The following is a 9284-nucleotide window of genomic DNA, read 5'->3' on the forward strand; positions in this document are numbered from 1 at the left end:
TCAGTCACCCACCTTATAGCCCATTCCGCGAATCGTTTTAATAATTTTAGGGCTCTGTGGTTCGTCCTCAAGCTTCTCTCTCAATCTCTTGATGTAGACGGTCAATGTATTATCATTTACAAAATCACCAGCAACATCCCAGATTCGATCGAGAAGCTGTGTTCTCGTAAGGACTTGACCAATATGATTTGCAAAAATTAAGAACAGACGGTACTCAAGAGCTGTCAAAAGGACCTCTTCCCCGTCCTTATAAACCTTACCTTCTAACGTATTAATTCGGATATTTTCAATCTCAATGATGTTCTTCGGTTGTACAGCCGAATTCATATTATAGCGGCGAAACACTGATTTAATCCGTGACAGCAGCTCGCGAATTCGAAATGGCTTCGTAATATAGTCATCGGCTCCCATATCAAGTCCCATGACAACATTTACTTCATCGTCTAAGGCCGTTAAAAAGATAACAGGCTTATCCCCTTGTTTCTTTACCAACTCACATAATTCATAGCCACTCCCATCTGGTAAAGATAAATCAAATAAAAATAAATCAATTCCATTCCAATTCTCAGAGATAGCCTTCTTGGCATCCTTCACATTATGACAAACAATCGTCTCATACTCATCCTGCTTTAACGAATAATCCAAACCAGAAGCAATCGTTTTGTCATCTTCAACTAGTAAAATTTTCACGGAAACACCTTATTTCATTTATTTACATTCCATTTCCCGATTATTTTATCAAACATCCACGGTCAATCAAATAAAAATCCAATTGTTCATCTAAACACAGAAAAGCCAGGGAGAGCACCCCTGGCTTTTAGAGATATATAAAATAAGCAATGAACGTTACAAAGAGAACATACATAATCGGATGTACTTCACGATGTCTTCCTAATGCAAGCATAGTAACAGGGTACATGATGAACCCTAAGGCTATCCCTGTTGCGACACTGAATGTTAGTGGCATCATAATAATCGTCGTAAATGCCGGAATCGCGATATCGAGCTTTGTCCAGTCGATATGCCGCACCTCTGCAACCATCATCGCACCCACAATAATTAGGGCTGGAGCCGTAATTTCAGATGTTACAACCGCTAATAATGGCGAGAAAAAAAGAGCCAAAAAGAAAAATCCTGAAATGACAAGCGATGAAAATCCAGTTCTTGCGCCTGCTGCAATACCTGCTGTTGATTCGATAAGGGAAGCTGTCGGAGAAGTCCCCAAAACAGAACCGATAACAGTTGCGGAAGCGTCTGATAACAATGCTGGCCCTGCATTTGGAATTTTATTATCCTTTAAGATTCCTGCCTGACTCGCCACAGCAATCAATGTTCCTGCTGTATCGAAGAATCCAACAAATAAAAATGTAAAAATAACAATAATTAAATCTGGTGTAAATACATTAGGCAACTCTGAAAAAACAACTCCAAATGTAGGTTCAAGACTTGGAATACCTCCGATAATGCCAGTCGGCTTTTCAATGATCCCAAAGACCATCCCTACAATGGAGGAAATGATCATTCCATAGAAAATTCCGCCTCGAATCCCTCGAACAAGCATGATAGAGGTGATAATAAAGCCAAATAACGCAAGAACGGTCGGCCCTGACGTAAAATCACCTAATGAAACAAAAGTCGCTTCATTCCCCTGGATAATTTTCGCATTTTTCAATCCAATAAAAGCAACGAAGAAACCAATTCCACCCGCAATTGCATACTTCAAATCCTGTGGTATGACATTAATGATTTTTTCGCGGATTTTTAACACACTTAATAAAACAAATAAAATACCTGCAACAAAAACACCCGTTAATGCTGTCTGCCAAGGAATTCCCATTCCGATAACAACCGAATAGGTAAAAAATGAATTAAGACCCATACTAGGGGCAATCCCAATAGGATAATTGGAAAGAATCCCGATAAGCAATGATCCAATAATAACGGTGATCGCAGTGGCGGTAAACACAGCCCCTTTGTCCATTCCAGATTCACTTAATACTAGCGGATTAACGACAAGGATGTATGCCATGGATAAAAAGGTGGTTAATCCACCAATAAATTCTTGCTTATATGATGTTTGTCGTATAGTGAAATCAAAATAATTTTTCATATGTCTATATTCCCCATTTTGATATGAATTATTTTACAAAACAAAAAAAGCCTTGGCAGTAGATCTACCAAAGCATGAACAAATGCATATAAGGATACTTCATATCCTTACAAACCATTTGTAGTCAAGCTTTTTACGGCAGCTTGGTAGAAACGATCGGGCCATATCCCCGAACATATACAAAATTAGTATATTAATATAATGGAAAAAGTCTAACAATGATTTTCCATCTCGTCAAGAAGTTTTTTTGTTATAGATAATATAGAACAAATGTGTTATAATAGATGTATAACAGAAGACACATAGGGACAGGTGCCTTGTCCCACAGAATTGGAGGGATCGAAAATGATTATTCGAATTGAGCATGAATCCGACGTTCCGATTTACCAGCAAATAACCAATCAAATAATAGAAGGAATTGCCAGAGGATCCATTCAGCCAGGTGAATCCCTGCCCTCCGTGAGGACTTTTGCCGCGGATCTTGGGATCAACATGCACACAGTCAACAAAAGCTATCACCAGTTAGAGAAAAAGAGAATGATCCGAATCGTACCAAAGTCTGGAGCGGTGATCTCTTCCCCACAAGATTTTACCGAATCCTCCTTTGATCATTTAAAGGAAGATTATCAATTACTCATTGCAGAGTCCCTTGTTGTTGGTATGTCTACTGAACAAATTCAAGATTTAGTTGCTTCTACTATTAAACATTTTAAAGACTCACCAAATAAGGAGGTATTATGATGACTTTAGCTATTTTTCTTATTATCGCAGTCATTTTAGCTGGCATTCAAACTGCTGTTCCTTTTCTTGTGAAGCGCACGGTTATCTTTGGGATTACGGTTCCTGAAAAAAATATCAAGGATGAAAAACTTTCTTCTTATAAAAAGAAATACGCCCTGCTCGTATCTCTTTTATCAATTGTGGCTTTGGCCGGCTACGCTGTATGGGTACTAACAGGCAGCCCTTCTGAGGAACAAACGGTTCTGATTGGAACCATAATTCAATTTGCGATTATTCTTTTCAGTTTCACCCTCTATTTTTATTTTCATGGAAAAACACTTCAGTTAAAAAAGAAAATGAAATGGGGCAAAAATGCGAAGCAGGTGCAAATCGCGGATTTGTCTGCTCGCGCGAAGGATGAAATGCTACCATGGTACGTGTTTTTAGTACCGATGGTTATTACGGTTGGTATGATTGGATATTCAATTGCCCAATACGATCTTCTTCCAGGACTTATTCCAACACACTGGGGCCCTAACGGGGAAGCCGATGCCTTTACTGAAAAAACACCAATTTCGGCTATTTCATCGCTGCTTATGCTTTTAGTGATGCAGGTTATGTTTTTAGGGATTCAAATTGGTACGAAAAAGTCTGGAATTAAATTAAGTGCAACGGCATCAAATGCTTCACGAGCAAGACAACTTACTTTACGAAAATATACAAGCTGGATCATGTTTTTAACGACCATTTTATTAACAGGGATGTTTAGTTTCTTTCAATTAAGAACGATTCACCCTGACATCGTGGATGGAACAATTGTCATGTTAGTTCCAATCATTTTCCTTGTTGTAACTTTGGTTTCTACGGTTATTTTTGCCATAAAAGTTGGTCGTTCCGATAAAATTAATATTGATGAATCCAATGCAGGAATCAGGGATTATGATGATGATGCAAATTGGGTCGGCGGACTCTTTTATGTTAATCGAAATGATCCATCCATCTTTGTTGAAAAACGCTTTGGGGTTGGAATGACGATCAACTTTGGAAACCCAATCGGCTATTTAATTATTCTAGTCCCGCTAGCGATCATCATTCTGTTTAGTTTTCTATAAGAGAAGAACGACAAGTACTCATCGGTACTTGTCGTTTTTTCATCCTGAAGAAGGATTAAGCTTCATTTTTGCTTCATAGGCGCTGAAGATCCTGCCGTAAAAATAAGCGAAGCTTCCTTGAAGGCCAGCTGCAATATAAAAAGGAACGGCCAAGGCACCTAATCCAAAAAGGTAGCCCGCTATATATGGGCCGATCGACATGGGCAGCCTCATTGAAAGAAGATTAATGCTCGATGCAAAGCCACTGCGGTGACCTCGGGTAAGGCTCACACTTAATGCTTGTTGTGCTCCTTGTGAACCTCGATTTAAGGCAGTTCGTAGAATATAAATAATCGAAACGAGCGCATATGAAGAAAACAGCGGCATTAATACTAAAAGAAGGCACGCCATGAAACGGACCATTACGATTGAATGAACTGTGCCATGCTTGTGCGAAATCCTTGCCTGAAAAATTGAAGTCATCCCGGTTGCGAAAAATGTTAAGGCTAATGTGCTGCCAATTTGAACGCTGCTCACCCCAAATTTTACAGAAAACCAATAAGCCATCATCGGTCCTGTCAATCCAATTGCAATTCCATTCAAAACATTGATCCCTGCTAGTTTTAAAATGGCTGTATTTTCTTCCTTGGTAATTTTTTGGTCTTTGATTCTGTGTTGCTTGTCCAACGGCTGCTTCTGTATGACTCGCGTTTCGGTTTCACTCGAAATCGTTAAAATAATTGAGGTCGTCACAAGCGACAAGGCAAAAGTAACATAAAAGGCAAGCTGGTAGGTAGAAGCTTGGGGAGCAAATTCCCCAATGCTCATCGTTCCGACAAGCACCGCACCTGTCGCCATCCCGAAAAAACTAAGTGCATTATTCAGGCTATAAATTTTTCCGCGTTCAGACGGTTTGATAAAGGCCGCAAGCCAAGCTTGTTCTGCTGGGGCAAATGGACTTGCCGAACCGGCATCTGCTTTTCCAAAACCAGAAAATGTGATGGCGATGAACAAAAGAATCGGATTGGTTGTCATGATTCCAATCAAAGCACATCCCGCGGTTAACAGCTCGGAAATAAGGATAAAGGGTTTCCTGCCTTTTCGGTCGCTGATTACACCAATCAACGGCGCAAGGAAGACCCCAAGCAACCCGCCAGCTGCAAGCACCGCACCGATTGTCACAGCGCTCCACCCTAAAGCGTCAAGGTACAGAGCTAGCACAACCACCATCATGCCTTGTCCAATGCTGCGTATCGTGTTGACCAGCATCAGCTTTTTGACCACTGGATGTATTTTATTGGGATTGTCTTCTCTAATTAGCATTTTTTCACCACTTTAGTATGCAGAATTTGTTTAGGATTTGGACAAAATAGGAAATTGAAGTGTCTATTTAAAAGCCTTCCAAAGTGGAGTGGTAATTATTCACAGGATGGTGTGTGTGTAAGGAATTTGGTTTTTAATTTTGCATGAAGGACTTTTAGGTGTGGGGGTTGCGGTGTTTGGGCTTTCATAGCACCGTTGAAGGACCTTCCGGGGGCAGGATGGCGGTGTTCGGGACTTCATAACGGCTATGAAGGACTTTCCGATGGCGGGCTCGCGGCGTTCGGGCTTTCATTACGCGATGAAGGACTTTCCGGGGGAGGACCAGCGATGTTCGAGCTTTCATTTCCGGGATGAAGAGGATTTTGCAGTGATACCTAGCTCGTTTTCCCCTTCATAACTCCGATGAAATGGATTTCCACGAAATTCTCAACTCGTATTCCTCTTCATATCTCCGATGAAAAGGATTTGACCAAGATCCCCACCTCGTTTTCCTCTTCATATCTCCGATGAAGAGGGTTTGCCCTAGATTCCCACCTCGTTTTCCCCTTCATAACTTCGATGAAACGGATTTGGACGAGATCCCCACCTCGTTTTCCCCTTCATAACCCCGATGAAGAGGATTCAGACGCGATCCCCACCCCGTTTTCCCCTTCACAAACCCCAATAAAAAATTCCACACTTTCATTAAAAAAAGATACCAAAGGCATTTTATAAAAATGGCCATTAGTATCTGGTTTTTTACTTTATTTTTCGATAAATCAGCGGTTCGCGTTCCTCAACCAACTTATTATTTGCCTCCTGAACTGCTTTTTCAACAATATGATGATCTGGCGCCAAGTGACAGACGGGATCGGTTGCTCCCGCATCTCCAGTCAGGGCAAACGCCTGACATCGGCACCCGCCGCCGTCTTGATGCAGCATGTCACACGACCGGCACGTTTCCGGCAGCCATTCATCCCCTCGAAATCGATTAAACGAATTCGATTCATACCAAATATCATTTAATGCTCGCTGACGCACATTTTCAAAAGAGATTCCTTCAATCATCCCGGCCGTAGGGCATGGAAGGACATCTCCATTTGGTGCTACCGTTAGTGCAATCGCTCCCCATCCACCCATACAAGGCTTTGGTGTTGATTCATAATAATCAGGAATAACCCATATGATTTCCATTTCTTTTCCGAACCGCGCTCTTGCTGACTCGTAAATCTCACTTGCCCGCTCGATCTTCTCTTTACTCGGCATGAGCCGTTCCCTGTTGAGCAAGGCCCAATTATAAAACTGTGTATTTGCTAACTCTAACCGCTCTGCTCCCATTTCATGGGCAAACGTAATGATCTCATCCAACGTATCAATATTTAACCGGTGTAAGACGACATTTAACGATAAGTGCATTCCCGTACGTTTAACCGCTTCGACGGCCTTCCGCTTCTTTTCAAATGCTTTAAATCCACCGATTCTATCCGAAAGCTCTGCTTCTCCTGCTTGAAAGCTGATCTGAACATTGGCTAACCCAGCTTCCTTTAATCGCAAAGCCTTTTCCTCTGTTAATCCAATCCCGCTCGTAATCAGATTTGTGTACATTTCTAGTGAACTCGCATGTTCGATGAGCTCATCTAGGTCCGGCCATAATAGTGGCTCACCGCCAGAAAAATGAACCTCAACCACCCCAAGGTCTGCCGCCTCCGATAAGACCCTGAGCCAATCCCCTGTTGACAGCTCCATTTCCTTTAATGTCATTTCAATCGGATTTGAGCAATACGGACAATGCAGCGGGCAACGATGCGTTAGCTCAGCAAGTAACGAAAACGGCGGTTGCACCCTAAGTTTCTTTGACTCTAGCATCCTGCACCACCACCCATCCTTCGTCCACCATTTTCAAAATAAAATTCGTGATATCCGCCATCATCGTTTCAAATTCCGGTCTGTTCTCTGACTCTAGCGAATTTCTCATTTTTTCGGTGATGGTGTGAATGGATTCATTTCCGTCACAAAGCGCAAGAATCGATGCGGCAGTTTCGTTCAAAACCACCACCTTTTCTGGCAACAAAAGGAGATGCTTTTCTCTTACCTTATCGAATTTCAGTCGCCCCTTTTGTGCAAGTTTTGGAAAACTGCTAGTCAAAATACCCCACCACCATCCTTTATTGGTTAGGAAAAGCTTTTTCGATTGCATCCAGCTGTGCCCAAAGGACATCGCACTTAAATTGTAAAGCCGAAACCGCCAGCTGTTGCTCCTTTAACGTCTTACAGGAATCCAGTACTACGTTAAGTGCAAATTCTGTGTCTCTTGGGGCCTGCGTTAATCGATTTCTGAAATACCCGAGTCCGGAACGGTCAATCCACGGATACAACCGCTCAAGTATTTTTATCCGCTCTGAAATCAAAATGGGAGAAAACAGTTCAGTCAATGAAGAAGCAACAGCCTCAAGCCACGGTTTTTCCTTTGCAAAATTCACATAAGCATCGACGGAAAATCGGACGGCTGGTACCACATGTTCCTCACTTAACACCTCTTCACGGGATAGCCCCACCACTTCTCCAAGTCGTAACCATGCCTCGATTCCTCCCTCTTGCTCATGGTTACCATCATGATCAATAATGCGCTGAATCCATTCACACCGATATTCCCTTGTCGGAAGCTTCGATAAAATAACCGCATCCTTAATCGGGACAGACTTTTGGTAATAATATCGGTTCGCTACCCAGCCGCGGATTTGCTCGCGACTTAATGTTCCTTCGTGCATCGCCACGTGAAAGGGGTGTTTGTCATGATAGGAAGACCGCCCGACAGCGATTAATCTTTCTTTAAAATCCTCTCGAGACCATGGCTTTCCCGTATCATGAGACACCCCTGCTAACCCTCCTTGTTGTGGCATAATCAAACCTCCACTTCCATACCTTCATAGGCAATCTCAATTCCGTGATGTTTCAATAGTTCTGATTCCTTTGACCCTTTTTTCAAGATAGGATTGCTATTGTTAATGTGGATCAATATTTTTCGTTCAGCGGAAAAAGAAGCTAATTTCTCTATAATGCCTGACGGGCCACTAATTGGCAGGTGTCCCATATCTCTTGCGTTTCGCTTTGTTGCTCCCAATGAAACCAATTCATCCTCAGACCAAAACGTTCCATCCACCAACAAAATATCTGCCTTATGTAAAGCAGACTCAATTTCTGATGTCACCGTATCTAATGTCGGAAAATACGCCACACATTTGCCGGACCTTTCATTTTGGAAAAGTAAGCCCACCTCCCAGACTCCTTCAGATTCTTCATTATCTGACTTGGCATAAAGCGGTGGCTTTCTTGAAACAGGTACAGTCTCAATGAGGATTGAATCCCCGATTCGTTCTTTCACATCTGGAGCAAGTGTCTGCCATTCCCATGAGCAATAATTTTTCAGCATCGGAATGACCGGAAACGAGGTGTCTAAACATTTCCGCACCGTTTCCGTCCCATATATCGTTAAATGGGATCCTTCCCTTAACGACAATAAACCGATTGAGTGGTCAAGCTCTGCATCGGTTAAAATCACACCAGCAAGCGGTGTTTCCCTAATTCCAGGGCCCGCATGCAGTGCAGAAAAGGTTTCAATCTGTCTGCTTACATCCGGACCCGCATTGACGAGATACCAATCCTTTTCATTCGGACTAATGGCAAGGGAGGATTGTAACATCGGTTTCAGTGCAGTGTCCCCACCCCGTACATCGCGGCAATTGGGACATGCACAATTCCATTGCGGAAAACCTCCTCCCGCAGCTACGCCTAAAACCCTGATTCGAATTTTGCTTCCATCCCTTCAATTTGACTTAAATGTACTTCCACTTTTCCTACTCGCGGATGTAGGAATACATAGTCACCTCAGCAGCCGTATTAATCACTTCATACTCAGGAATGATCCACATGCTATTCACCCCCTTTAATCTTTGAACGTCTATTATGAACAAAACGGAATAATCAAATGCGCCTTGGCGTATTTGCGCCCGATTTTTAGGCCCACACGATGTGGGTCATGAAGACGTTGCCACAGGATGTGG

General features: G+C 42.4%; 9 protein-coding genes and 1 riboswitch. Of the genes, 2 read left to right on the forward strand and 7 right to left on the reverse strand.

The window, feature by feature from the left end:
- Entirely contained in the window at positions 1 to 690 is a 690-nt protein-coding gene (locus LKW28_RS20205) for a response regulator transcription factor (RefSeq protein WP_229142228.1), read from the reverse strand.
- Positions 691 to 817: 127 nt separating this feature from the next.
- Complete coding sequence (locus LKW28_RS20210; protein ID WP_229142229.1) at positions 818 to 2110, reverse strand: NCS2 family permease; 1293 nt, start codon at positions 2108 to 2110, stop codon at positions 818 to 820.
- A gap of 101 nt (positions 2111 to 2211) precedes the next feature.
- A riboswitch (purine riboswitch) is annotated at positions 2212 to 2313 on the reverse strand.
- A gap of 142 nt (positions 2314 to 2455) precedes the next feature.
- Between LKW28_RS20210 and LKW28_RS20215 the strand changes: the two genes are divergently transcribed.
- Together LKW28_RS20215 and LKW28_RS20220 are read left to right on the forward strand one after the other, a co-directional pair.
- Positions 2456 to 2851 (forward strand): GntR family transcriptional regulator, encoded by a 396-nt coding sequence (locus tag LKW28_RS20215; RefSeq protein ID WP_229142230.1) that lies wholly within the window; start codon positions 2456 to 2458, stop codon positions 2849 to 2851.
- Positions 2851 to 3942 (forward strand): DUF1648 domain-containing protein, encoded by a 1092-nt coding sequence (locus tag LKW28_RS20220; RefSeq protein ID WP_229142231.1) that lies wholly within the window; start codon positions 2851 to 2853, stop codon positions 3940 to 3942. Before LKW28_RS20215 ends, LKW28_RS20220 begins: the two co-directional genes overlap by 1 nt.
- A 39-nt stretch (positions 3943 to 3981) precedes the next feature.
- Here the strand turns inward: LKW28_RS20220 and LKW28_RS20225 are convergent, their stop codons facing one another.
- The 5 genes from LKW28_RS20225 to pqqB form a co-directional block, all read right to left on the reverse strand.
- The gene (locus LKW28_RS20225; RefSeq protein WP_229142232.1) at positions 3982 to 5244 is read right to left on the reverse strand and encodes an MFS transporter; all 1263 of its coding nucleotides are present in this window, start codon (positions 5242 to 5244) and stop codon (positions 3982 to 3984) included.
- A gap of 738 nt (positions 5245 to 5982) precedes the next feature.
- Positions 5983 to 7089: a pyrroloquinoline quinone biosynthesis protein PqqE gene (pqqE, locus tag LKW28_RS20230; RefSeq protein ID WP_229142233.1), complete on the reverse strand. Its 1107-nt coding sequence runs from the start codon at positions 7087 to 7089 to the stop codon at positions 5983 to 5985.
- Complete coding sequence (gene pqqD, locus LKW28_RS20235) at positions 7067 to 7441, reverse strand: pyrroloquinoline quinone biosynthesis peptide chaperone PqqD (protein WP_324255054.1); 375 nt, start codon at positions 7439 to 7441, stop codon at positions 7067 to 7069. Before pqqD ends, pqqE begins: the two co-directional genes overlap by 23 nt.
- A complete protein-coding gene (gene pqqC, locus LKW28_RS20240) occupies positions 7389 to 8123 on the reverse strand; it encodes a pyrroloquinoline-quinone synthase PqqC (RefSeq protein ID WP_229142235.1) in 735 nt (244 codons plus the stop codon). Before pqqC ends, pqqD begins: the two co-directional genes overlap by 53 nt.
- Positions 8124 to 8125: 2 nt before the next feature.
- Positions 8126 to 9031, reverse strand: coding sequence for a pyrroloquinoline quinone biosynthesis protein PqqB (gene pqqB / locus LKW28_RS20245; protein ID WP_324255055.1), 906 nt, complete (start codon positions 9029 to 9031; stop codon positions 8126 to 8128).
- Positions 9032 to 9284 lie beyond the last annotated feature (253 nt).

This window comes from Bacillus sp. REN16 (genome assembly GCF_020731355.1).
Lineage (GTDB): Bacteria > Bacillota > Bacilli > Bacillales > Bacillaceae_L > Ferdinandcohnia.

What these genes read in the sequence shown, in the direction of transcription:
- LKW28_RS20210 (WP_229142229.1), bottom strand. Translation starts at nt 2,110, where the DNA reads ATGAAAAATTATTTTGATTTCACTATACGACAAACATCATATAAGCAA.
- LKW28_RS20215 (WP_229142230.1), top strand. Translation starts at nt 2,456, where the DNA reads ATGATTATTCGAATTGAGCATGAATCCGACGTTCCGATTTACCAGCAA.
- LKW28_RS20220 (WP_229142231.1), top strand. Translation starts at nt 2,851, where the DNA reads ATGACTTTAGCTATTTTTCTTATTATCGCAGTCATTTTAGCTGGCATT.
- LKW28_RS20225 (WP_229142232.1), bottom strand. Translation starts at nt 5,244, where the DNA reads ATGCTAATTAGAGAAGACAATCCCAATAAAATACATCCAGTGGTCAAA.
- pqqE (WP_229142233.1), bottom strand. Translation starts at nt 7,089, where the DNA reads ATGCTAGAGTCAAAGAAACTTAGGGTGCAACCGCCGTTTTCGTTACTT.
- pqqD (WP_324255054.1), bottom strand. Translation starts at nt 7,441, where the DNA reads ATGTCCTTTGGGCACAGCTGGATGCAATCGAAAAAGCTTTTCCTAACC.
- pqqC (WP_229142235.1), bottom strand. Translation starts at nt 8,123, where the DNA reads ATGCCACAACAAGGAGGGTTAGCAGGGGTGTCTCATGATACGGGAAAG.